This window comes from Pseudoalteromonas sp. DY56-GL79 (genome assembly GCF_041414765.1).
Taxonomy (GTDB): domain Bacteria; phylum Pseudomonadota; class Gammaproteobacteria; order Enterobacterales; family Alteromonadaceae; genus Pseudoalteromonas; species Pseudoalteromonas piscicida.
Window position 1 is genome coordinate 49,427 of sequence record NZ_JANHZS010000003.1, and the last position, 24,066, is coordinate 73,492.

The window sequence follows — 24,066 nt, forward strand, 5'->3', positions numbered from 1 at the left end:
TTATTCCTCAATTATTTTCATCAATTTTTGCCAATCTAAATGTGCTTCACAGCTGTCGGCAAGACGCGTAATTTGCTGCTCTCTGTGCTTCGCTAAATCAATCGCGGCAGTGCCCGCTTGCTTACTACCGGCCCAAGACAAGATAGCCTGTGTCGCGGCGACCGTATCAAATAAACCATGTAAATAGGTGGCTGAAATTTGATTATCTCGAGAGATAAAACCATCTTTCACGCTGTTATTTGGATGTGTGTTAAATCGCAAGAATGGCACCTCTAGTGCCGCTCCAGAAGAAACCCCTGCATGGATCTCGTAACCGCAAATTTCAGCACTTTGCTCATCCAATTGGCAAATGCCAGATACTTGCGTCAGTACTTTTTGCTCTGAAAGTGTAGTATCAAAGTCAGCCAGACCAAGCCCAGCGACTTCACCGAGAGTTGATTCCACCGCATTTGGATCTCTGATGAACTTACCTAACATTTGCAAACCGCCACACACACCTAGTACCTTACCACCGTACCTCAGGTGCCGTTTGATTTCTTCTGCCCAACCCTGTTTGCGTAAGAAGGTTAAATCGCTCAACACATTTTTGCTGCCAGGCAGAATGATTAAGTCACAAGGACCGATAGATTCTTGATAGCGTACATAACGCAAATCCACTTCAGGGTTTAAGCGCAAGGTGTCAAAGTCGGTGTGATTGCTAATATGAGGAAATAGTAAAACCCTGACGCTTAACGATCCCCGTTCAAAGATATTGTCCACTGTCACCGCATCTTCTGCATCGAGCGCTAAGCCATGCAAATAGGGCAATACCCCAAGTACAGGCTTGCCCGTTTTTTGCTCGAGCCAGTCAAGTCCTGATTGCAATAACGCAATATCACCACGGAAGCGATTGATCACAAACCCTTTAACCAAGCTTTGTTCATAGTCACTTAATAGCGCAAGTGTGCCAACCAAGTGTGCGAACACCCCGCCTTTGTCGATATCAGCGATAATGATCACGGGGCATGCAACTTCACAGGCAAACCCCATATTGGCAATGTCGTTTTCACGCAGATTGATTTCAGCAGGGCTCCCCGCCCCTTCCACTATGCACAGCTCAAATTGTTCGCTGAGACGCTGATGTGAGGAAAGCACGGCCTCCATCGCTACCTTTTTGTAATCATGATACGCGGCTGCTTCCATATTGCTAATGGCTTTGCCGTGAATGATCACTTGTGCGCCAGTGTCAGAGTTTGGCTTAAGCAAAATAGGATTAAAGTCTATGGATAGCGGGACTTTTGCGGCCTCGGCTTGGAGTGCTTGTGCCCGACCAATTTCACCGCCGCAAGGTGTGACGGCACTATTTAGTGCCATATTTTGCGGCTTAAAAGGCGCAACAGACAAGCCTCTTCGTTGCAGCACCCGGCAAAGTCCCGCAACCAGTGTACTTTTACCGGCATCAGACGTGGTGCCCTGCACCATTAAGGTTTTCATACGTCTTGACCTTTTAAACATTGTGGCAAGCCTGCAATAACAAAATCGACTCTGTCGGCCACTTTAGCAATGTCTTGATGGAGCCAACCAGACTCATCAACAAACTCACGGCTTAGCTCGCCAAGCGGAATTATCCCATGCCCCACTTCGTTACTCACCAAAATAACAGTGGCAGCACAGCTTTCTAGTGCCGCCAGCAAATGTTCTTTTTTGTCTATGGTCGCGGCTTTGCCCATTTCGCATAAGCCAAAACTCAGCCATAAAGTCAAACAATCGATAAGTAACAGCGCATCTTCGCGTGCAGTAGCAATAAGCTTATCAATATGCCACGGCTCTTCCACTAGCTGCCAGCGGCTATCGCGCTGCATCTGGTGAGCAAACACTCGGCTTTTCATTTCTTCATCTTGAGCTTTTGCAGTTGCAACATAGTAAAGTTCGTTCACCGCACCTTGCTCTAACATTAGAATAGCGCGCTGCTCTGCCAAGCGACTCTTGCCTGAGCGAGCACCGCCCAGTATTAACTGTATTTGTGCCATTAGAGATGACCCACAATAAAAAGCAAAATAACAAGCTCAGCAAGTTGCTGCGCAGCCCCTAAACAGTCTCCGGTGTAACCACCGAGCTGCGCGTTAAACCATTTAATGCACACAAGTCTTAACACAAATAAGCAAGTACACAGCATCAGCAAGTCGAACAGTGAAAGCGCAAGCCATGGCCAACAGAAAATTAAAATCGCGATGGTAGTAAGCGTAAGGCGAGTCGCCGCGGCACTCGATAGATATTTAGCTACAGGCTTAACTTTGCTCAGCTTATCAGCTTGTACATAGTCAAGTGCACCGATTAAAGACACCGCAAAGGCACGGCTTAGGCTATGGGCCAAAATAAGTGCAGCAAGTATCACTGCAAAGTCATTAAAGAGCATGAGCAAAAGCGAAAATTTGGCCAATAACAGCAATATCAGCGCACAACTACCGTATGTACCAAGACGGCTATCTTTCATGATCTCAAGCTTTTGTTCACGGCTCCAGCCACCGCCAAAACCGTCAAAAACATCGGCAAAACCATCTTCGTGAAAAGCACCGGTAAGTAAAATACTCGCAGCCAGTGCAACAACGGCGCCGAACATTAGCGACACACCACCACTGGCAACATAGCCAAGCATGGCCGAGAAACTACCAACAAATAAACCGACTAAAGAAAAGTAACCACTCACTTCGTTAAGTTCATCGGATGAAGGAGCAGGATCCAAACGAATTGGCACCCGCGTTAAAAACACCACGGCAAGCTTAAACAGTCGCCACTCTTGTTGCCACTGCATTATGCGTCTACCACTTGCGTAACATGGGCATCGGCAAAGCTTGCCATTTCGCAAAAAAAGCCTAGCGCAGCTTGTAATAATGGAAGCGCTAGAGCGGCGCCTGTTCCCTCACCCAAGCGCATATCTAAATGTAGTAATGGCTCAGCGTTTAACTGCTCTAACATTAACTTATGACCTTGCTCCATAGAGCCGTGAGCAAACACCATATATTGCTTACTATGCGGTGCTATTCTACTTGCCAACATAGCCGCTGCGGTGGAGATAAAGCCATCCACTATGATTACTTTTTGTGCCCGTGCAACCGCCAGCATGGCACCAACCATTTGCACAATTTCAAAGCCACCTAGGCGCTGCAAAATTTGTTCTGGTGTCGCAAGCTTACCTTGATGATATTCTAGAGCCTGTTTGATAAGTGCCCGTTTTTTGCAAAGCATTTCATCGTCAATGCCTGTACCGCGCCCCACACATAATTCCACACTCGCCCCACTGAGCGCCGCTAAAATTGCAGCTGCAGAACTGGTATTGCCAATCCCCATTTCACCAAAAGCAATTACGTTGCTACCCGCTTCAATAGCGGACATCACTACTTGCTCTCCGTATTCAAATCCTTGCTTGAGCTGCATTTCACTCATCGCGGGTTGTTTATGGAAAGCATGAGTAATATCGCCAAGTCGCTGTGAGCACAAATTCGGCGCAGGCTCGCATGGCACTAATGTGCCACAGTCTACTACGGTTAACTGCCAACCAAGTTCTCGACAAAAGACATTGATCGCTGCACCGCCCTGCACAAAGTTTGCAACCATTTGCCCAGTCACTTCGCTTGGCGCGATAGAAACCCCGTGACTTGCAATACCATGGTCGCCCACAAAAACAAACATTGCAGGGCGCGTTATTGCTAACTGCTCTATGTCTAATTGCGCCTGCCCTTGTGAGAAGATCTGTACTAGCTGCGCAGCCAAGGCTTCAAGCTTACCAAGCGCACCTAGCGGTTTGGTTTTTAAGTCAATGCGCTGTTGAATAAGCGTGTTTAAGCGAGTATCTAACGGTTTAACCATGGGTAACTCCGACGCCTCCAGAGCGGCGATTTTTGAAAATAAGCAATGCTAAGAAGAACACGCTGCCAATGGCGGCGGTGATCACACCCACAGGAAGTTCCTGATTATCGATAAGCGTGCGCGACAATACGTCCACCCATAGCATCAATAGCGAACCGCAAAGCGCGGTGGCCACAAGCCCAATGACCTTTGCTTGCGAGATAAAAAAGCGCACGATATGCGGGATCATCAAACCTACAAATCCGACTCCACCGCACGCAGCCACAAGTACTGCGGTGAGTAAGGAGCTCAATAACAACATACCTATTCGCACTCGTCCTACATTCACGCCAAGCGTGGTGGCACTCTCATCTCCGAGCAACAAGGCGTTGAGTGGCCGACGCATCACTAAAAGCGTGATAAAACTCAGCAACACGACCAAACAAGGAAGCCATAGCCATTGCCAGCTCGCCCTTGCAAACGAGCCTAGATTCCAAAACAAGATTGCACTGATGGCTTGAGGGTCACTCCAATAGAGCAACAAGCTAGTAAAGGCACTGAACAGAAAAGAAAGTGCGACTCCCGCCAAGAGCATAGTTTCCACCTGCTGCATTGCATTGCGCTTTGCCACAAATAAAAGCAACAAAATAGACAGCAAACTTCCGACAAATGCAGCCCCAGACATCATTAGGCTAGACTGTGCACCAAATAGCGCGATAAGTACCACCACACCAAATGAGGCACCTGAAGAAATACCAAATAAATAAGGATCAGCTAGAGGGTTACGCGTCACGGTTTGCAAAATAAGACCTGCTATCGCCAGTCCTGCTCCCGCGCTCATCGCCAGTAACGTCCGTGGCAGACGAAGTTCAACTACCACTCGTTGTTGAAGTACGTTGGGATCGAAATTAATAATCGCTTGTATAACTGTATGCCAAGATAAATCAATCGCACCGATCTTTAGTGCCATCAGCATGCTAAAACAGCACAAGCTCAATAGCAGTATCGATATCAACGCGATCCGCTTTGCGGCAATCATAACTGATACCCATAATGAAAGCGTATATGTGGAATCTCACTGTTATTTGGCGGATGACGGACAGTAGAAACCTCTGCGCATACCCCAAAAACTTGGCTTAATAGGGTTTCGTTAATGACTTCAAGTGGCGACCCATCTGCAACAAGCTCACCGTTATTTAATACTAATAAGCGGTCGCACAAGGCGCTAGCCAAATTTAAGTCGTGAAAAGACGCGATGATAGTAACGCCAAGTTGTTTGGCCAGCTCCATAATTTGGATTTGATATTTAATGTCCAAATGGCTGGTGGGCTCATCCATTATCAATACTTGAGGCGCTTGCACCATAGCACGTGCGATCATTGCCCTTTGCTTCTCCCCACCAGACAATGAGCTAAAACATTGCTCCAATTTATGGCTCAATCCAACCTGCTCAATGGCATGTAAGATTGCCTGTTTTTCAGCAGCCGTCGTTGTCGCGAGCAGTGATTTGTTTGGTGTTAGCCCCATCAATACCATATCAAATAATGGCAGAGTAAACTCAGCGGGGATCTCTTGTAGCACCACAGCAACATTTCTCGCGTAAGCCTTACGTCCATAACTAGCTAGCGGCTTATCATTGAAAAGTAGCGACCCAGAACTTGGTGCTGTGTATTGATATAAAGTGCGCAGCAAAGTCGACTTTCCAGCACCATTCGGTCCGAGCAAACCAATAAATTCACCCGAATTAATAGCAAAGCTGAGTGCCTTTAAGATGGCTTTACCACCAAGCTGCACGCTAAGTTTATCGACTTGAAACTGTGGAGTAACTGCCATAGCACCTCTGATTGGGCACGGCAAAGTAGTAGCTTATAGAGAAGCGACAACTTTGACTTAAGTCTGCCCGCTTAAGTATATGGATAGGCCTTGGTATCTGACTTATGCAAGAGACAAGGCTCAAGCACTTACAGTTGCGGGGACAGTTGAGGACTCACACCTCATTCCCAATATCTGCCTATCACGAAATTTGCAATATTATGAAGTCTAGACGTCTAAAATACAACTTTTGGCCAAGCAGTTTGGCTGCTGTCGTAAAACACCTCAACTTTTACTATACCCGCATAAGGAATATCTATCTTCGATTGGTATGCAGTAAGCTCTGGCGATAGCTCAAGAATAAGTGCTACAAGCGCTTTTATTACTCCTGCATGCGCTACGACGGCGATACACTCTTCACTTGGCGACGCCAAAATACTGTGCCACCACGTTGTGACCCGATGATGAAAATCATACATAGACTCGCCCTCAGGAGGCGTGTGCAGCCAAGGGTTTTGCCAAAAATCGCCAATACTTGGAGATTGGGTTTCTCGCCAAAGCGTATCATAAGGTTGTCCATCCCATAATCCAAAATCAAATTCGGCGAGATTTGGCTCCACGTCAATGGGGAGTTGATACTGCTTTGCAAAGGCTGTAGCAGTATTCAGGCAGCGCTTCCTTGGAGAGCTAATAATACGCTTCGGGCCACTTAGACTCGTTAATGATTGCAGCAATTGCTGAGCGCCTATGGTACTGAGCTCGGGATCTGTCACTCCAAGTAAATGGCCTGAGAGCGTCGTTTCACCATGACGAACAAAATATAGCTGCCGCTGCATTTTTACTTAACCTAAGGTTTGTTACCCAAAAAGCAAAAACGCAAGCTAAGCTTGCGTTTTCAATTAATATCATTCTACGATTACAGGATCTGGTTTTCTTTCCACATCTCTTCTTTTGCTAACCGCTTTTTGCGTTTGTCGCATGGATCGTCGCAATCACAAATTTTGTCAATGCCCATTGAGCCTAAACCACCACAACTACTGGCCATGGATTTCTTTTGTACGATAACGCCTACAGCCATCGCAACAGCGATAAGCATAAGTAAACCGAAAGTAAGGAGGAATAAAGACATTATCTAGCCCCTTTTATTGCTACATTGAATTGAGTGACGACGCGCAAATTATACGCTTTCATGACGTCACTCACAATTAAATTATGGGGTGTTGTAGAGCTTAATTCAAGTACGGCTGAAATGCTTCACTCGCGTAACTCTTGATCCCTTCAGGACTTTTATACATCAAATACACGGGGAGTTGATGCTCAGTGGCATACGCCTTTGCACGCTCCGTGCCCATCACAGTCAATGCTGTTGCTAAGCCATCAGCCGTCATCGCAGATGGATGCAGTACCGTTACTGATACTAGCTCATGTTTAACCGGGCGACCTGTTGTTGGGTCAATAAGGTGTGTAAAGGTTTCACCATCCATTTCATAGAAAATACGGTAGTCACCTGAGGTCGCAATGCCATTTTTGCCAGGCTCTATCACACGGTGAATTTGGCGTTGACCAACAGGCGCATCAGGTTTCTCGATAGCAATACGCCACTCACCATCCGGCTTCTTACCTGAAACTCGCAGCTCGCCGCCAATTTCAACCATATAGTCATGAATATCATGACTCTCAATTACCTCGGCGACCTTATCTATACCATAACCTTTAGCGGTTGCAGAAAATGATAATTCAAGTCCAGCAATTGTTTTAGCGAGGCCACTGTCATTTAAAATGAGCTTATCGACACCGATACGAGTGCGCATATCGTCTAACTCAGCCTGTGACGGACGCATTGTTGGTCTTTTGTCAGGACCAAATCCCCACAAATCGATAAGCGGTCCCATCGTAACATCAAGCGTTTTTGTCGACTTCCCAAGGCGGATAGATTCAGCAACTACCAAGCGAAAGTCTTCACTGATAGGCATAACGGTATTTGCCGCTAAACGGTTGAACTGGTTAATCTCAGAATCTGGGATATAGGTGGACATAGATTGATTAACAGTCTTTAATGCTTGCTCAACCTCATCGTGCAGCTGCGCTTGTGAGAGCGACTTTTCGCCAGGGAATACTTTGATGTTGTAGGTTGTGCCCATGGTTTTACCAGACAGCACGATTTCCTTGGCTTCAGGTTTGGCGTCTTGGCACCCTGTTAAAAAAACGAATAAAAACGAAATAATAAAAAATCTAGATAAAAAAGCGTAACTTGCTTGCATCAGAATTCCCTGAATTTAGTACCAACGGGTATAAAAAAGCCCTCGAGCAAAGTATTTTGCTGGAGGGCTTATATTCTAACTTAAGTTCATTGTTAGACCGAAACCTAATTAACCACCGAAGTCATCAAGTAGGATGTTTTCGTCTTCCACACCTAAGTCTTTAAGCATGTTAATAACTGCCGCGTTCATCATTGGAGGACCACACATGTAGAACTCACAATCTTCTGGCGCTTCATGGTCTTTAAGATAGTTTTCAAAAAGTACGTTATGAATGAAGCCCGTGTAACCTTCCCAGTTATCCTCTGGTTGAGGATCTGAAAGGGCAACATGCCATTGGAAGTTATCATTTTCTTCAGCTAGACCGTCAAAGTCTTCCACGTAGAACATTTCACGCTTAGAACGTGCACCGTACCAGAAAGACATCTTACGCTTAGAGTTAAGACGCTTAAGCTGATCGAAAATGTGTGAACGCATTGGCGCCATACCAGCACCACCACCAACAAATACCATTTCTGCATCAGTGTCTTTCGCGAAGAATTCACCAAATGGACCAGAAATAGTAACCTTATCACCTTCTTTAAGTGACCAGATGTATGATGACATCTTACCACAAGGTAATGTTAGGTTATTTGGCGGCGGAGTTGCGATACGTACGTTTAGCATGATGATGCCAAACTCTTCTGGGTAGTTAGCCATTGAGTACGCACGGATCGTTTCGTCGTCAACTTTAGACTCTAGCTTAAAGAAACCAAAACGTTCCCAGTCAGCACGATATTCTTCAGGAATATCATAGTCTGCATATTTAACATGGTGAGCTGGTGCTTCAATCTGAATGTAACCACCGGCACGGAAAGGTACAACTTCACCTTCAGGGATGCCTAGTTTTAGCTCCTTGATGAAAGTTGCTTTGTTATCGTTAGAGATAACAGTACATTCCCACTTTTTAACACCGAAGATTGATTCTTCAACTTCGATTTCCATGTCGTTTTTAACGTTAACCTGACACGCTAGACGACAGCCTTCACGTGCTTCACCTTTAGAGATGTGGTCAAGTTCGGTTGGTAGAATATCACCACCACCCTCTTTAATATGTACGCGACACTGACCACACGAGCCACCGCCACCACATGCAGACGATACGAAAATACCCGCGTTTGCAAGTGCACCTAGTAGCTTACCGCCAGCAGGAGTCTTGATCGCTTTTTCAGGATCGCCGTTAATATCAATTGTCACGTCACCGCTTGCTACAAGCTTCGATTTCGCTGCAATGATGATAAGCACTAGCATCACAACGATAGCGATGAACATGCTTACGCCTAATACAATAGTTTCCATCGTATAGTTTCCTCGCTACCTTACAGTGAAATACCAGAGAATGACATGAAGCCAAAGCCCATTAGACCTACAGTAACAAAGGTAATACCTAAGCCACGTAAACCATCAGGAACGTCTGCATACTTCATCTTCTCACGAATACCTGCTAACAATACGATAGCAAGTGCCCAGCCCACACCTGAACCTAGACCATAAACTACAGATTCACCGAAGTTTAAGTTACGCTCAACCATGAATGATACCGCACCGAAAATCGCACAGTTAACTGTGATTAGCGGTAGGAAGATACCTAGTGCGTTATATAGCGCAGGGAAGAACTTGTCCAATGTCATTTCTAGAATTTGCACAAGCGCTGCGATTACACCGATAAACGTCAAGAAGCGTAGGAAGCTAAGATCCACTTCAGGGAAGCCTAACCATTCCAATGCGCCCGGCGCTAGCACTGCGTGATAAACCAAGTTGTTTACTGGTACAGAGATACCAAGAACTACAACTACCGCAATACCTAGACCTAGCGACGTTGTTACTTTCTTAGATACCGCCAAGAAAGTACACATACCTAAGAAGAAAGACAAAGCTAAGTTTTCAATGAAAACTGCTTTTATAAATAAATTGATATATTGTTCCATCTCTCTCCCCTTATGCCTTCGCTTCTACTTGCTCTTTCTTCCAAGTACGTAGTGCCCAAATAAATGCACCTACGATGAAGAACGAACTGAATGGCATAACTAGTAGACCCATAGGCTGATACCAACCACCTTCAGAGATAAGTGGTAAGATTTCAACGCCAAACAATGTACCCGCACCGAATAGCTCACGGATAAAGCCAACTGTTAGAAGTACAACAGAGTAACCTAAGCCGTTACCAATACCGTCAAGGAACGACATTGTTGGTGGTGACTTCATTGCGTATGCTTCTGCACGACCCATTACGATACAGTTAGTAATGATAAGGCCGATGAACGTTGATAGTTCTTTTGCTGTTGAGTAAACAACCGCTTGAAGCACTTGGTCTACAACGATTACTAAAGATGCAATAATCGTCATTTGTACAATGATACGCACACTTGATGGAATGTGGTTACGGATCATTGAGATAAATAAACTTGAAAACGCAGTAACCAATGTCAACGCGATTGACATGATAAGTGCATTTTTAAGGCTTGAAGTTACCGCTAGTGCAGAACAGATACCCAACACTTGCAGTGCAATCGGGTTGTTTGCAAAAACAGGACCAAACAAGACTTCCTTCATTTCTTTTGCATTAGCCATTAGTTCAATGCTCCTTTACGTACTTTCGCAAGGAATGGACCAAACGCTTTGTCGCTTGTCCAAAAATCAACTGTGTGATCAACACCGTTAGAAGTAAGTGTTGCACCAGATAGACCGTCTACCTTGTGTTCGTTACCGCCAGCACTACCTTTAACTACATCGATAGGAAGCTCTTTACCTTCCCAAAGTGCAGTCCACTTAGGGTTTTGGATTTCGCCACCAAGACCAGGAGTTTCGCTGTGCTTATAAAAGTTGATTGACTTAATCGTCTCACCATCAGCTTCTAGCGCAAGGAAGCCATACATCACACCCCAAAGGCCATAACCTTGGATTGGTAGAATGATAGTAGACACTTTACCTTGGTCATCTTTTGCAAAATAAACTGGAGAGTTATTTGTGATACGTTGAATACCCGCTTTGTCTTCTGCTTTTGAAAGCTTGTAGCTACGTTTGGCATCAAACTTAGTCGCTTCAAAGTCAAAAGTTTCCGCTTTAACGTCTTCTACAAACTCACCTGTTTTAAGACTAACAACACGTGATTCGATATTTTGGTTAAAAACTTCAGATACGTTTTTAACTTTATCGTAGCCAGCAACGGCTAAAATGTTACGTTGAATATCTTCGTTTTTGTTTGCTTGTTGCATAGGGCGAAGCTGAACCGAAGCAAAAGATACTACGATTGCACACACTAAACATAAGCCAACAACTACGCCAAGCGTTTTGCCCATTGATTCATTATTAGTTGACACGTGCCAATCTCCTCTTCACATTAGACTGCACTACGAAGTGGTCGAATAGTGGAGCAAAAAGGTTAGCGAATAGGATTGCCAACATCATGCCCTCTGGGTATGCCGGGTTAACAACACGGATAAGCACAACCATTACACCGATTAGCGCACCGTATAACCACTTACCTTTGTCTGTGAAAGACGCAGATACAGGGTCTGTTGCCATAAAGAACATACCAAATGCAAAACCACCAAGTACTAAGTGCCAATGCCAAGGCATAGCAAACGCAGCATTTGTTTCAGAGCCAATTGCATTTAGAACGAATGACATTACAACCATACCAATGAATGTACCTAGTACGATGCGCCATGAAGCGATACGAACATAAACCAGGAACAAACCACCAAGTAAGATTGCTAGTGTTGATGTCTCACCTACAGAGCCTTGGATAAAGCCATAAAACGCATTAAACCAAAGGTCCATATTGCTGTAGTCTAGTGAACCTGCAGTTGCTTGACCTAGGTATGTTGCACCAGAGAACGAATCAACAGCTGTCCACACTGTGTCACCAGAAATGTCAGCAGGGTATGCGAAGAATAAGAACGCACGGCCTGCAAGTGCTGGGTTTAAGAAGTTACGACCAGTACCGCCGAAGATTTCCTTCGCGATTACAACACCAAACGTAATACCTAAAGCAGCTTGCCATAAAGGAATTGTCGCAGGCAGGATAAGCGCAAATAATACCGAAGTTACGAAGAAACCTTCATTTACTTCGTGCTTACGAACTGATGCGAATAACACTTCCCAGAAGCCACCAACCGCGAACACGGTAGCGTAAATAGGCAAGAAGAAACACGCACCGTAGAACGTTTTGGCGCCCCAACCTGCATCAGCAGTTAATTCACCACCAAGCGCTTGGAAGATAGCTACCTGCCAAGTATTAGCAAGCTCAAAACCGTTACCTAGTGCAAGCGCAGCTTGGTGACCGATGTTGAACATACCAAAGAACATTGCTGGGAACGTCGCCATCCACACTAAAATCATAATACGTTTTAGGTCGATATTATCGCGAACGTGCGTTGCACCTTTGTTTACATAACCAGGAGTATAGAAGATAGTTGCTACGGCTTCGTAAAGCGCGTACCACTTCTCGTGTTTACCACCAGGTTCAAAGTGAGGTTCAATGTCTTCTAAAAATTTCTTTAAGGCCATTTTTAACCTTCCTTCTCGATAGTAGTCAGGCAATCGCGTAGGATTGAACCGTACTCATATTTGCCCGGACATACGTAAGTACATAGTGCTAAATCTTCTTCATCTAGCTCTAGTGCACCCAACGAAATCGCAGAATCTAGATCACGTGAAATAAGATCACGTAATAATAGCGTTGGCAAAATATCGAGTGGCATAACACGCTCATAGTTACCGATTGGTACCATCGCACGCTTAGAACCACCAGTAGACGTTGTCATCTTGAACAAACGGCTAGGTGTTAAGTGTGAAATGAATGTACGTGTTACTGAGAATTTGTCACTACCAGGAGCGATCCAGCCAAATAGCTCTTTCTCGCGACCTTCAAGTAAAACAGATACTTGAGTATGGTAACGACCAAGGTAAGCGTGAGGGCCAGTTGCTGTTTTACCAGCTAACACAGAGCCAGAAATGACTCGGTTATCACCGTCTTCAAGCTCGCCTGCAACTAAATCTGTTAGCGACGCACCGACATGAGTTTTTACTAAGCGAGGGTTCTTAACTCGAGGACCTGCTAGAGCAATAACTCTGTCTGAGTAGATTTCACCTGTCAGGAACAACTTACCAAACGCGATGACATCTTGGTAACCAATGTGCCAAACTTGCTTGTTTGTACCTACAGAATCTAGGAAGTGAATGTGAGTACCCACGTTACCTGCTGGGTGCACACCTGCAAACTCATGAACTTCTACTTGTGAGATAGAAGAACTAGGTACGTTAGCACCCGCTTTCTTACACACAAATACTTTGCCTTCAGTCAAACGAGATACAACCGCTAGACCCGCTTCAAACGCTTCCACGTTTTCTGCGATGATAACAGCAGGATCTGCTGCTAACGGATTAGTATCTGTTGCTGTCACAAAGATTGAGCTAGGTGTTGCACTCGGCACAGCGACACGGCTGAATGGACGTGCACGAAGCGCTGGCCATTGACCAGACTCGATTAGCACTTCCTTCACTTTTTCAGAGTCTAAGTTGCTTAAATCAGCAGCTGAAAACTTCTCGAAAGTGATTTGCTCGTCGCCTTGAACTTCGATCACAACGGATTGAAGTACACGCTTAGCACCACGGTTAATTTCTTTAACTACACCAGAAGCTGGCGCAGTAAACTTGACGCCTGGGTTCTTTTTATCTTCAAAAAGAACTTGGCCTTTTTTGACTTGGTCATCCACACGAATATGCATGGTAGGACGCATACCGATGAATTCTTCACCTAGCACAGCTACTCGTTTGACGGCAGAACCATCATGAATAACTTGCTGAGGTGCGCCCTCTATTGGTAAGTCCAGACCTTTTTTTATGTTGATCATACGCACTTGCATTACATTAACGGAAAGAAACTGAAAATATCTTTAGTCACCACAGCGCCACCTCGTTTGTACTAAGTATTAGGTATAAAGAGCAGAAAGTTATGAGTCCGGATAGGGTTCCCAAACAAGCCCCTTTAAAATACCCCTCAACGCGCACAAAAAAGCAGCGTCGTGATAAAAGTCCTCACATATTTCTCTGATTTTAACATTAATCGTACTGAGTATGCGAGTGGAATTATGAAATTAATACGACTTTAACGTGGATTTAGATTAGTTGAAAAATCCATCACTGGAGGGAGTATAGACCAAAGTTGCATAGATAAAATTTTTCTTACCCTAATCTACAAAATAAGTAAAAATTCACGGTCAAACAAAAACGGGCAAAGTACCAAGTAGCACTTTGCCCGCAAAATCAAAAACAGTGAGATCAAAAACAGTGAAATTAAACTAGGTGACTAATTTCTACCGTTGCATCCACATCAGCTTCGTAATCTACGCCGTCAACTCCGAAGCCGAATAGCTTCAAGAATTCGTTGTGATAACCAACATAATCCGTCAATTCATCAATTGTATCAGTATCAACAGTATCCCAAATAGTTTGCACACGAGCTTGAACGCCGTCTTCTAGTTCCTTATAGTTTTGGAACAAGTGACCGCCATCATCAAAGCGTGGCGATTGACCATATAGATTTTCAGTAAACAATCCATGAATTTGCTCTATTGTCCCTTCATATGTGCCATCACCTTTCATCACTTTAAATAGTGCAGAGATATAAAGAGGCATAATTGGAATAGCAGAGCTTGCCTGCGTCACTACTGCATTCAGTGAAGACACATAAGCTTCGCCATTAATATCAGCAGTGGTTTCGCGAATTGCCAGCGTCGCACGGTCCAAGTCTTCTTTTGCTTTACCAATCGTTGCGTGACCGTATATTGGCCAAGTCAACTCTTTACCGATATAAGTGTATGCCGTTGTTTTGAAACCATCAGCCAGTACATCTGCTTGCTTAAGCGCATCAATCCAAAGTTCCCAGTCTTCACCACCCATCACTTTCACCGTATTGGCGATTTCGTCTTCGTTAGCAGCTTCAACTGTCATTTCATCAATAACACGCTTAGAAGTATTCAGGTTTTTAGTTGTGATAGCTGAGCCAATTGGCTTAAGTGTTGAAGAGTAAACTTCATCAGATTTAGGGTCTTTACGACGAGGAGACGCAAGGCTATATACCACTAAATCTACTTTACCCAGTTCAGCTTTGATGGTGTCGATGGTTTTTTGCTTCAACTCATCAGAAAATGCATCGCCATTGATATTTTTCGACCACAAACCCGCTTCTTCTGCAGCTTGTTGGAAGGCAGCCGTATTATACCAACCCGCTGACGCTGTTTTCTTCTCTGAGCCTTCTTTTTCAAAGAAGATACCTAACGTTTTCGCACCGGCACCAAATGCAGCCGTGATACGCGATGCCAAGCCATAACCTGTCGATGCACCAATTACTAATACATTTTTAGGACCATTTTCGATTTGGCCTTGTTGTTTTACGTATTCAATCTGTTCTTGAACGTGTGCAGCACAGCCTACTGGATGCGCATTAGTACAAATAAATCCGCGAATTTTTGGTTTGATGACCATAAGAGATCCTATCCATTGATTTGATACAAAATAAAAGTGAGATTGGTCTCACTTTATTAAAATTACTGCGTAGTGTACTGGCAGATATGTAAAACACACATCTGATCAGCTATCAAACTTAGAACCACCCAAACATTTTGGTGACTCTGGCGTCTGACCTTCTTTGTCTGAAAACTCTTCTGGTGTATAGGCATGAATGGCCAAAGCGTGAATATGGTTTTGCAGCTCATCTTTTAGCACTTCATTGATCTTTCGATGACGCTGCAGCAGCCGCTGACCGATAAATTGTTCGCTTACAACAATGACTTTAAAATGAGACTCTTCGCCACGGCTGTGCATATGGCTTTCATTGATAACGTTCAGATGCTTGCACGCAACGGCTTCAGCTATTTTGTCATAAATCTGTGATTGCATTGACATTATACTTTGTCTCCTAGAGCAATTCGTGACGCTACTATACGCCGTTCAGCGCGTATTTCCAACACTTCGAAAAGTGAGATTAATACGCCCCTGAGTCACCTTGGCCTGCTTTGGCAAAGCATGTTGATAGTCGCGCTGGCTATCACCTTGCATTACCAATAAGCTGCCTGTTTCCAATAGAATATCAGTTACAGAGTGACTTACTTTGTGGCGTATTTTAAATTTACGGGTCGCGCCAAGCGACAGTGAAGCAATTATGGGCGTCAAACCGAGTTCAGGTTCATCATCACTGTGCCAGCCCATACTGTCTTGACCGTCACGATAAAAATTAGCCAATACTGCATTAAAAGGCATATTAAATCTGCGTTCTAGCGTTTGTCTGATCCCCAGCAATACCGAAGGCCAAGGAGCATTTTCAAGTCGCTTTCCAGAATAACTGTAATGCACGTCAGGGTCGGCAATAAATCGTTCAAGTCGAGGCGTTTGATGGGTCTTACCAAATAAGGTGATGGTATTTTGCTGCCACGCAAGGCTATTCAGTAGTACATTATATAGCGCTAGACTTTTATCGAAGCTAATAGCCTGTGCTTGATAGCTAAAACCGCACGGCAAGTTCCGTGCTTTGTCTACTGCTCTCATGTTAAACTACCCGCTGCTTTTATTTATAGAACATTCACATGACGACTGATGCAATTCTAGCCGGAAACCCTTTTACGCTACATAGGTTTCCACTCGATCAAAAAAATCGTAGCTTACAAGCTTGGGATTCAGCCGACGAATACCTGTTAGATTATGTCTTTGAACATCACCGCGATGCAAATCGTATTCTCATTCTCAACGATAGTTTTGGCGCATTATGCTGTGCACTTGCTGACAAGCACTGTACGGTAGTGACCGACTCTTATGTGAGTACCCTCGCCTATGAGTATAATTTAGAGGCCAACGAACTTGCGGACGCTAAGGTTGATGTACTCACTAGCATGGATGAGCTGCCAAAGGATATCGATCTGATATTAATAAAAATTCCCAAAAACTCAGGGCTATTGCAAGCGCAACTTGCACAGTTAAGTAAATTGACTATAGACATTCCCGTCATTGCGGCTGGCAAAGCAAAAGAAATTCACACCTCAACATTAAAAAGCTTTAGCCACTTTTTGACGGAGCCAACGACTAGCTTAGCGGTAAAAAAATCACGTTTGGTGTTCAGCAAGACGTCAGCCAAAGCCATTGATAGTAAATTCCCTGTGTCTTGGCCGCTGGAAAAAACCGATTTTACCTTGTCGAATGAAGCAAATGTTTTCTCACGAGATTCTCTTGATATAGGCGCACGCTTTTTTATCAATTACCTCCCTATGGGGAAAAAGCCATTGAAGGTCATTGATCTTGGCTGCGGTAATGGTGTCATCGGATTGATGACGCTCGCAAAAATGCCAAATGCCACCGTCACCTTTATCGACGAGTCCGCGATGGCGGTGCATAGCGCGGAGCAAAATGTCGTGGATAACCTACCCGAGCGTGTCGCTGATTGTCAGTTCGTTCAAAACGACTGCCTTACGGGTTTTGAAAATTACGGTGCGGATCTGATACTGTGTAACCCACCATTCCATCAGGCCAACGCAATCACCGATCACATTGCTTGGCAGATGTTTTTACAAGCTAAGGCTGCGCTTCGCCAAGGGGGAGAGTTAAGAATTATCGGTAACCGCCACTTGGAATACGACGACAAACTCAAGCGTTTGTTCGGTAACAGCAAGACACTAGGCAACAACAAAAAATTCACTGTTTTAAGTGCAATAAAGAGGAGCTAACTTCATGCGTTTTTCATTGCTGATTATTTTGCTAACCTTGATACTCGTGGGCTGTGAAAGCTCACCACGCAGTGTCATTCTTCATCCGGAGTATCAAGGACCTTCGTCAAACGCGCTTGCCGCCAACGTGGCGGTCAAAGTAAACGATCTACGAACCACAAAATACACCATTCGCGTGAAAAACCAAGAGCCCGCACTTTACGTACCTGATGCTAATTTACCAGTTAATTTCAATCAGGTATTAACGCAAGCACTCACCGCACATGGCGCGCAAATAACACCGGTCGCTGCTGCGCAAATCACTGTGAATATCAATCGCTTTAAAGCGATTATTGAAGAATCTTTCTCGACTCATCAAAGTGATGCTGAAGCTGACGTCACCGTACTGATAAAGCAAGGCGCTCGCAGTTTCGAAAAACAATATAAAGGTAGTGCTAATTTAAATGGCCCACTAAAACACGACCAAGCCAAAGTCGAAGAGCAGCTCAACAACCTAGCTCAACAGGTTGTTACTCGAATCGTTCAAGATCCTGAATTTATTCAATTTGTGAGAGGAAGTTAATGAAAAAAATAATTCTAAGCTTAACCGTCCTATTATTAAGTATGAATGTATTTGCCGAAATGAACGGTAAATTCGTACAAAAGAATAATCTATTCCCTCGAGTTCAGATCAATACCAGTAAAGGGCCGATTATTGTCGAACTAGACAGATCGAGAGCGCCTATCACAGTAAATAACTTTTTAACTTACGTTATCAATAAAGACTATAACGGCTCTGTCTTTCATCGAGTTGAGCGTGATGAAGCCAATGAAAAAGACTTTGTTATCCAAGGTGGAGGCTACGACAAAGAGTACGATGGTATGTTTGAGCGCGAAGCTATCTTCAATGAAAGCGGTAATGGTCTGAAAAATGATATGTATACCATTGCCATGGCATACCAAGACAACAAACCACACTCAGGTACCAGACAGTTTTTCTTTAATATGGATGACAACGATCACTTGAACCCAGGTAGAGGCTGGGGTTTTGCCGTGTTCGGAAACGTCTCTGAAGGCTATGAAACACTGGACGCAATTATGAAGGTGGAAACCGGCTACAATGAAAAGCTTGGCTATACCTTTATACCCAAAGAGCCCGTCATTATTCTTTCAGTCGAAGTATTAAAGCAGCCAGAGTAATACCCTTTTATGTTGATATCATCTAGCTTTTCGCAATATCTTGGTTATTACAAAGACAAACGTCTATTAACTGTCTTTGCTTTTGGAATAAGTAGCGGTTTTCCTTGGGTATTGATTGGCTCGGTGATGTCAGCTTGGCTTAAAGATGAAGGGTTAAGCCGTAGCACCATTGGCCTATTTGGCTTAGTATATGGCGCCTATACAATTAACTTTTTGTGGTCCCCACTCGTTGACCGCATAAAAATTCCCCTGCTGTATAATCGCTTAGGGCAAAGACGAAGCTGGATAGCAAGTTGCCAGTTTATTATTATTGTTGCCACCTTTGCATTAGCCACTATTTCAATTAAAGACCATCTTTTGCATGCTGCATTATTGTGCTTTATTATTGCGTTATTTTCAGCTACCCAAGATATTGCAATAGATGCTTATCGCATCGACATTTTACCAGAAGACGAAAGTGAAAAGGCAACAGCAGCGGCAGCGATGGCGACTTCAGGTTGGTGGTCTGGCTATGCCTTACTCGGTGCAATTCCGTTCTTTATGGCTGATTTACCCGGCTTTAGTTGGCCCATTATCTATCAGATGCTAAGCGTCATCGTAGTGTGTTTATTAGTTGTCACTTTGTTGGCAAAAGAACCAAAGTCTCATCGCGAGCAAGTACAGGCACAGCTACAGAAGAGTTACGAGCAAAAACTTAACCACAGCGCTTCATCAAATGCTTCTAAAAAGATCTATGCCTGGCTTGCCGTGACTCTGGTTGAACCCTTTAAGCGATTTTTTGAAAAAAATGGGGTTAAAACGGCATGCGCCCTACTCGCCTTTATTTTCCTATTTAAGATAGGAGAGGCCTTTTTAGCCCGTATGTCCATCGTATTTTATAAAGAAGTCGGTTTTACAAACACCCAAATTGGGCAATATTCAAAGCTTGGTACCGGTGTGATCACTATCGTATTTGCTTTTCTTGGCAGTATCTTTAACCATAAATACGGTATCGTGAAGGGCCTATTTGTTAGTGGTGTTGCAATGGCCGCATCAAATTTAATGTTTTCTTGGATTGCGATTGCAGGCCCTAAAGAACATCTATACGCACTAGCAATTGTGGTGGACGGTTTTACCCAAGCTTGGTCACTGGTAGCGATGGTGGCGTTTATTTCTATGCTCTGTGATAGAGCGTTTAGCGCAACCCACTATGCCTTACTTGCATCACTTGGTAGCTTAGGCCGTACCGTGCTATCAGGCTATAGTGGTTTTGTGATAGATGATTTGCTTGGAGGTAATTGGGCACTCTTCTTTGCGCTAACTGCGCTTATGGTGCTTCCGTCATTATTGTTTTTATATTTAATTCGGCACAAGCTTTATGCTATTGAAAAGGCGTATCATGCTAACAAAAGCTAGAGGTGCAGGTCCTTGCACCTTTTACGTTCTTGCTAACTAAACGCTTATTGATCTTCTTTGATTAGCTGTAAGCCTTCATAAGGATCAACTTCTAACGCTTCGCAGTAACGTAAAAACTCAATGACATCCAATCGACGCTCTTGGTTTTCAATTTTACCGATGAATGAATGAGGCGTACCTAACACCTGCGCAAGACTACGCATTGTGTGACCTTTCTCGTGGCGCTTTGATTTTAGCCACTTCGTTAGTTTGCCGTTTTCTTCAGAAGAAACCGTTTTACCCATCATAATTAAACATCTCCTACTAGATGAAAGACTAAATTATCTAAATGAAATATGCCCGTCTCATTTAGTTATTATCTAAATATTACAGTTGTAGCTTATCGATGAACTCTACAATGCAAAATGTTAAGCCTGTATGAACTCAGCATTTTGCCTTTAGAACTCGATCAAGCTTACAGTTTACCCCGAATACGGTACAACTTACCAGCTAGCTGCGATAAGTTATGCCAAACCAGTAACACGTAGACAAAATGTTAACTTGTCCCTATGTACCCAATTAGGTATAGACTAAAACACGAGTAACACCTAATTAATTTTTTACTTTTTCTTAATTCATTAAGGGTTGTAATATCCAGTAACACTTTAACAAATTTTTTAAAAAATGTACCAGTATTTGAAATAAATTATTTTTCTTTAAAAAATAAAAACTTACAGCTAACATTTATTAAGTGGTTAAAAAAGAGGCTATTACTAGATGATTCGATTACTGTTTTTACTGCCAATTCTATTGTGCTTAGGCTGGATTTACTTCCTTCGTTCTAACGGCGTGCCGCTTAAGCAAGGAAAAAAAGGCTTTATCTACATCTTAGTATTTTCATCTTTTGTTTTGGGCTTTTTTGTCTTAATGATGTATTTAACAGGTAGCTTGTGACGAATAAAGCAAATTGAGTTGTGATGGTTAGAAACAAAAAGAGCCATGACAAACGCATGACTCTTTAGTGGAACGTAGTGCGAATAAAGTCTAGACGCTGAAACTTGCGCCACAGCCACAAGTGGTTGTTGCATTGGGATTGTTCACAAAGAAACGTGCGCCCTCAAGCCCTTCAGTATAATCCACGATGCCGTCGATTAAATACTGAATACTCATAGGATCGACAACCATAGTGACACCGTTTTTTACGATTTCCAAATCACCTGGATTTACTTTTTCATCGAAAGTGAAACCATATTGAAAGCCTGAGCAACCGCCACCCGTTACATACACGCGTAGCTTAAGATTGGCATTCTCTTCTTCTTCAATAAGTTCCTTTACGCGGCTTGCGGCAGCGTCAGAAAACTGAATTGGTAATTGTTCAGACATAGATTTAGACCCCTAATCCTGTAATCTGCAAATTATCTAATACCTGAGTATTTTAATCAAGTATAGCGTTTGTACCAATTATCTTTGATAAATGATCTATTTTTGGAGGAAAGAACTCGTCGTTCACCTGTCAAAAGGTTTCTATTTATTTTTTGTCATAGAGAGATTTTTAACTCTGCACCTAACCTGCTATTGAATGTATATTGATATAAATTGGTATCTATATGCTAAACCAAAGGAAATAAGACTATTGCCTCAGTTAAGTTGCGTTAGCACAAGGACTTAGTGTAAAAAATTTGATATTCTTAAACGGTTTACTATTGTGGAATGACGTTCATGTCGTTGGATACATTAAGACGAAGCCTTGCAAAACCTAAAACTTCAGCGCAACTGTGCCTACTTGGTGCCGGTGCTGGCCTGCTTGCGGCGATACTTATCATTGCTTTTCGTCTTACTATTGAATTAATCCAAGGCACATTTCTCGATAAACCTGATGACTTTACCGAGCTTTCTGAGCTACATCGGCTATTTTTGCCTGTGCTTGCTGCGCTACTCATCGCGGTCTTTGCCGCCTTAACCGGGTTTAAGCATTACCGTTTGGGCATTCCATATGTGATCAACCGGATCAAACACCACTACGGTCATATGCCAATTTGGAATTCTGCGAACCAGTTTTTTGGTGGTGCCGTTGCTTTGATCAGTGGTTTCTCTGTTGGTCGAGAAGGACCATCTGTACACATGGGGGCAACAGCAGCGAGCATTCTATCAGAGCGTTTACATCTACCACTCAATGCCGCGCGAACTTTGGCCGGTTGCGGTGTAGCTGCAGGTATTGCTGCCTCATTTAACACTCCGCTCGCGGCGGTGATATTCGTTATGGAAGTCGTGCTCAGGGAGTATAAAATCCACATTTTCGTGCCCGTGATGTTAGCCTCAGTGATCGGTGCAATGAGCACGCAATATGTGTTTGGTAATAGTTCCGAGCTAGCGCTCATTCATATTACTCCGTTGAGTTTTTGGCATTACCCTTATTTAATTATTTGTGGTGCAGCATTAGGAGCGGTTGCATTTGCCTTTAATCAAAATCTAATGCTGATCATCAAAACTTTTAAGCCCATCAGTATGTTCCCTCGCCTTTTATTAGCGGGTTTAATTGCGGGATTAATTGGCTACGCCGTACCGGGAGCCATGGGTTCAGGTATGAGCGCTATCACCCAAGCCGTTGAATCTCCACATAACTTACAGCTACTCACCACAATATTGATTGCTAAGCTGATGGCGACTTTATTTGCGATTGGACTTGGTATTCCCGGTGGTATTATTGGTCCAGTGATTGGGCTTGGGGTTATCATGGGCACCTTGATGTCTTTCTTTGCCCAGTTTATTGAACCCAGCGTCGATGTTGCAGGGACTTATGGCGTACTTGGTATGGCAGGCTTACTTGCGGCAACTTTGCACGCACCGCTTGCTGCGCTCACTGCGGTAATGGAGCTGACTTCCAATCCAAAAATAATCGTTCCAGCTATGCTGGTGATCACCACAGCTTACGTTACCGCTTTACAGGCGTTTGGCAACCGCTCTATTTTTATTCAACAATTGGATTTTCAAGGACTGCCTTACCAAGTATCCCCGGCAAAAGAGGCATTGCAAAAAGTGGGCATAGTGGCCGAGATGGATGAAAATTTTAAACTGCTCTATTCCGATGACAAAGAGCAGATAAAGGAAACCCTATCCGCGGTTGATAGCCAAACACCGCTCATTGTTTATGATGAACAAAGCGGCTACCGCTTAGCCGAATACGATTTAAACTTAATCTCCGAGGGCAGCGTATCGGTCTCTTATATCGAGCTACAAGGACTAAGCACACAAGCGACCTTAGCAGACGCCTTTGATGTGCTAAAAGATAAACGTTCAGGCGCAGTGTATATCTACAACCAAAAGGATGAAAAACAAATACTTGGGTTATTGCGATGGGACCAAATTCGTCACATACTCACCACCAGAAACAGTTTACTCTAATCTAAAAAGTGGAATTTATAATGAGCTTATTGCTAACGTATAAAGCCTTACATATCTTTTTTATGATTGCCTGGTTTGCAGGGATTTTTTATCTGCCACGTCTCTTTGTGTACCACGCGATGACTGAAGAAAAATCTTGTAGCTCAATGCTCAAAATCATGGAGCGCCGCCTACTCTATTTTGTAACCCCATTTGCTATTCTCACCGCGGTGTTTGGAGTCTTAACGATTACAGAATATGGACGTGAGTGGTTTAAACACAGTATGTGGCTGCACTACAAACTGACCTTAGTGATTTTACTTTATATTTATCATGGCTATTGCTTTAAATTGCTTGCCGACTTCAAACATGATCGCAATCGTAAAAGCGACAAGTTCTATCGTTTTTTCAACGAATTTCCCGTACTAATCCTATTAGCCATTGTCTTTCTTGCCGTTTTAAAACCTGCACTGTAACCG

26 protein-coding genes and 1 riboswitch are annotated in these 24,066 nt (G+C 43.7%); of the genes, 6 read left to right on the forward strand and 20 right to left on the reverse strand.

Annotated elements, in window-relative coordinates:
* The 18 genes from NO992_RS02765 to NO992_RS02850 form a co-directional block, all read right to left on the reverse strand.
* Positions 1-1,473, reverse strand: a complete 1,473-nt coding sequence (locus NO992_RS02765) for a cobyric acid synthase (protein ID WP_371374156.1) — start codon at positions 1,471-1,473, stop codon at positions 1-3.
* On the reverse strand, positions 1,470-2,009 hold the full coding sequence (cobU, locus tag NO992_RS02770; protein ID WP_010372179.1) for a bifunctional adenosylcobinamide kinase/adenosylcobinamide-phosphate guanylyltransferase: 540 nt from the start codon (positions 2,007-2,009) through the stop codon (positions 1,470-1,472). The genes NO992_RS02765 and cobU overlap by 4 nt, the downstream gene beginning before the upstream one ends.
* Positions 2,009-2,791 (reverse strand): adenosylcobinamide-GDP ribazoletransferase, encoded by a 783-nt coding sequence (locus NO992_RS02775; RefSeq protein WP_371374159.1) that lies wholly within the window; start codon positions 2,789-2,791, stop codon positions 2,009-2,011. Before NO992_RS02775 ends, cobU begins: the two co-directional genes overlap by 1 nt.
* Positions 2,791-3,846: a nicotinate-nucleotide--dimethylbenzimidazole phosphoribosyltransferase gene (gene cobT, locus NO992_RS02780; protein WP_371374162.1), complete on the reverse strand. Its 1,056-nt coding sequence runs from the start codon at positions 3,844-3,846 to the stop codon at positions 2,791-2,793. The genes NO992_RS02775 and cobT overlap by 1 nt, the downstream gene beginning before the upstream one ends.
* On the reverse strand, positions 3,839-4,864 hold the full coding sequence (locus NO992_RS02785) for an iron ABC transporter permease (protein WP_017216392.1): 1,026 nt from the start codon (positions 4,862-4,864) through the stop codon (positions 3,839-3,841). Before NO992_RS02785 ends, cobT begins: the two co-directional genes overlap by 8 nt.
* Complete coding sequence (locus tag NO992_RS02790) at positions 4,861-5,658, reverse strand: ABC transporter ATP-binding protein (RefSeq protein WP_371374165.1); 798 nt, start codon at positions 5,656-5,658, stop codon at positions 4,861-4,863. The genes NO992_RS02785 and NO992_RS02790 overlap by 4 nt, the downstream gene beginning before the upstream one ends.
* 68 nt (positions 5,659-5,726) lie before the next feature.
* Positions 5,727-5,855: riboswitch (cobalamin riboswitch) on the reverse strand.
* An 18-nt stretch (positions 5,856-5,873) separates the two neighbouring features.
* A complete protein-coding gene (locus NO992_RS02795) occupies positions 5,874-6,473 on the reverse strand; it encodes a histidine phosphatase family protein (RefSeq protein WP_371374168.1) in 600 nt (199 codons plus the stop codon).
* 80 nt (positions 6,474-6,553) lie between these two features.
* On the reverse strand, positions 6,554-6,766 hold the full coding sequence (gene nqrM / locus NO992_RS02800; protein ID WP_010372193.1) for a (Na+)-NQR maturation NqrM: 213 nt from the start codon (positions 6,764-6,766) through the stop codon (positions 6,554-6,556).
* A gap of 100 nt (positions 6,767-6,866) precedes the next feature.
* Entirely contained in the window at positions 6,867-7,898 is a 1,032-nt protein-coding gene (locus NO992_RS02805) for an FAD:protein FMN transferase (RefSeq protein ID WP_253105477.1), read from the reverse strand.
* Between the two features lie 108 nt (positions 7,899-8,006).
* A complete protein-coding gene (nqrF, locus tag NO992_RS02810; protein ID WP_010372196.1) occupies positions 8,007-9,233 on the reverse strand; it encodes an NADH:ubiquinone reductase (Na(+)-transporting) subunit F in 1,227 nt (408 codons plus the stop codon).
* A gap of 20 nt (positions 9,234-9,253) precedes the next feature.
* Positions 9,254-9,862: an NADH:ubiquinone reductase (Na(+)-transporting) subunit E gene (nqrE, locus tag NO992_RS02815; RefSeq protein WP_010372198.1), complete on the reverse strand. Its 609-nt coding sequence runs from the start codon at positions 9,860-9,862 to the stop codon at positions 9,254-9,256.
* 10 nt (positions 9,863-9,872) lie between these two features.
* Positions 9,873-10,505 (reverse strand): NADH:ubiquinone reductase (Na(+)-transporting) subunit D, encoded by a 633-nt coding sequence (locus tag NO992_RS02820; RefSeq protein WP_010372200.1) that lies wholly within the window; start codon positions 10,503-10,505, stop codon positions 9,873-9,875.
* Positions 10,505-11,254 carry a Na(+)-translocating NADH-quinone reductase subunit C gene (locus NO992_RS02825; protein WP_010372202.1) on the reverse strand — a complete coding sequence of 250 codons (750 nt, stop codon included), beginning with the start codon at positions 11,252-11,254 and terminating at the stop codon, positions 10,505-10,507. The genes NO992_RS02820 and NO992_RS02825 overlap by 1 nt, the downstream gene beginning before the upstream one ends.
* Positions 11,244-12,446 (reverse strand): NADH:ubiquinone reductase (Na(+)-transporting) subunit B, encoded by a 1,203-nt coding sequence (locus NO992_RS02830; RefSeq protein WP_010372204.1) that lies wholly within the window; start codon positions 12,444-12,446, stop codon positions 11,244-11,246. Before NO992_RS02830 ends, NO992_RS02825 begins: the two co-directional genes overlap by 11 nt.
* A 2-nt stretch (positions 12,447-12,448) precedes the next feature.
* Positions 12,449-13,792 (reverse strand): Na(+)-translocating NADH-quinone reductase subunit A, encoded by a 1,344-nt coding sequence (locus NO992_RS02835; protein WP_010372207.1) that lies wholly within the window; start codon positions 13,790-13,792, stop codon positions 12,449-12,451.
* Between the two features lie 442 nt (positions 13,793-14,234).
* The gene (gene fabV, locus NO992_RS02840; RefSeq protein ID WP_017216398.1) at positions 14,235-15,425 is read right to left on the reverse strand and encodes an enoyl-ACP reductase FabV; all 1,191 of its coding nucleotides are present in this window, start codon (positions 15,423-15,425) and stop codon (positions 14,235-14,237) included.
* A 105-nt stretch (positions 15,426-15,530) separates the two neighbouring features.
* Positions 15,531-15,845: a BolA family transcriptional regulator gene (locus NO992_RS02845; protein ID WP_010372214.1), complete on the reverse strand. Its 315-nt coding sequence runs from the start codon at positions 15,843-15,845 to the stop codon at positions 15,531-15,533.
* 45 nt (positions 15,846-15,890) lie between these two features.
* Positions 15,891-16,484 (reverse strand): alpha-ketoglutarate-dependent dioxygenase AlkB, encoded by a 594-nt coding sequence (locus NO992_RS02850; protein WP_010372217.1) that lies wholly within the window; start codon positions 16,482-16,484, stop codon positions 15,891-15,893.
* A gap of 38 nt (positions 16,485-16,522) precedes the next feature.
* Between NO992_RS02850 and NO992_RS02855 the strand changes: the two genes are divergently transcribed.
* The 4 genes from NO992_RS02855 to NO992_RS02870 are packed head-to-tail and all read left to right on the forward strand — an operon-like array spanning position 16,523 to position 20,227.
* A complete protein-coding gene (locus NO992_RS02855) occupies positions 16,523-17,653 on the forward strand; it encodes a methyltransferase (RefSeq protein ID WP_010372220.1) in 1,131 nt (376 codons plus the stop codon).
* A gap of 4 nt (positions 17,654-17,657) precedes the next feature.
* Positions 17,658-18,215 (forward strand): YajG family lipoprotein, encoded by a 558-nt coding sequence (locus NO992_RS02860; RefSeq protein WP_305776538.1) that lies wholly within the window; start codon positions 17,658-17,660, stop codon positions 18,213-18,215.
* Positions 18,215-18,832, forward strand: a complete 618-nt coding sequence (locus NO992_RS02865) for a peptidylprolyl isomerase (RefSeq protein ID WP_010372225.1) — start codon at positions 18,215-18,217, stop codon at positions 18,830-18,832. Before NO992_RS02860 ends, NO992_RS02865 begins: the two co-directional genes overlap by 1 nt.
* Positions 18,833-18,841: 9 nt before the next feature.
* Entirely contained in the window at positions 18,842-20,227 is a 1,386-nt protein-coding gene (locus tag NO992_RS02870; protein ID WP_371374177.1) for an MFS transporter, read from the forward strand.
* Positions 20,228-20,271: 44 nt separating this feature from the next.
* Here NO992_RS02870 and NO992_RS02875 read toward each other — a convergent pair whose 3' ends face one another.
* Complete coding sequence (locus NO992_RS02875; protein WP_017216404.1) at positions 20,272-20,514, reverse strand: helix-turn-helix transcriptional regulator; 243 nt, start codon at positions 20,512-20,514, stop codon at positions 20,272-20,274.
* 736 nt (positions 20,515-21,250) lie between these two features.
* The gene (erpA, locus tag NO992_RS02880) at positions 21,251-21,589 is read right to left on the reverse strand and encodes an iron-sulfur cluster insertion protein ErpA (protein ID WP_010372235.1); all 339 of its coding nucleotides are present in this window, start codon (positions 21,587-21,589) and stop codon (positions 21,251-21,253) included.
* Between the two features lie 336 nt (positions 21,590-21,925).
* On the opposite strand from erpA, the gene NO992_RS02885 reads away from it, so the two are divergent.
* Both NO992_RS02885 and NO992_RS02890 read left to right on the forward strand, forming a co-directional pair.
* Positions 21,926-23,608: a chloride channel protein gene (locus tag NO992_RS02885; protein ID WP_010372240.1), complete on the forward strand. Its 1,683-nt coding sequence runs from the start codon at positions 21,926-21,928 to the stop codon at positions 23,606-23,608.
* 20 nt (positions 23,609-23,628) lie between these two features.
* Positions 23,629-24,063 (forward strand): CopD family protein, encoded by a 435-nt coding sequence (locus tag NO992_RS02890; protein ID WP_010606087.1) that lies wholly within the window; start codon positions 23,629-23,631, stop codon positions 24,061-24,063.
* The last annotated feature ends 3 nt before the right edge of the window (positions 24,064-24,066 follow it).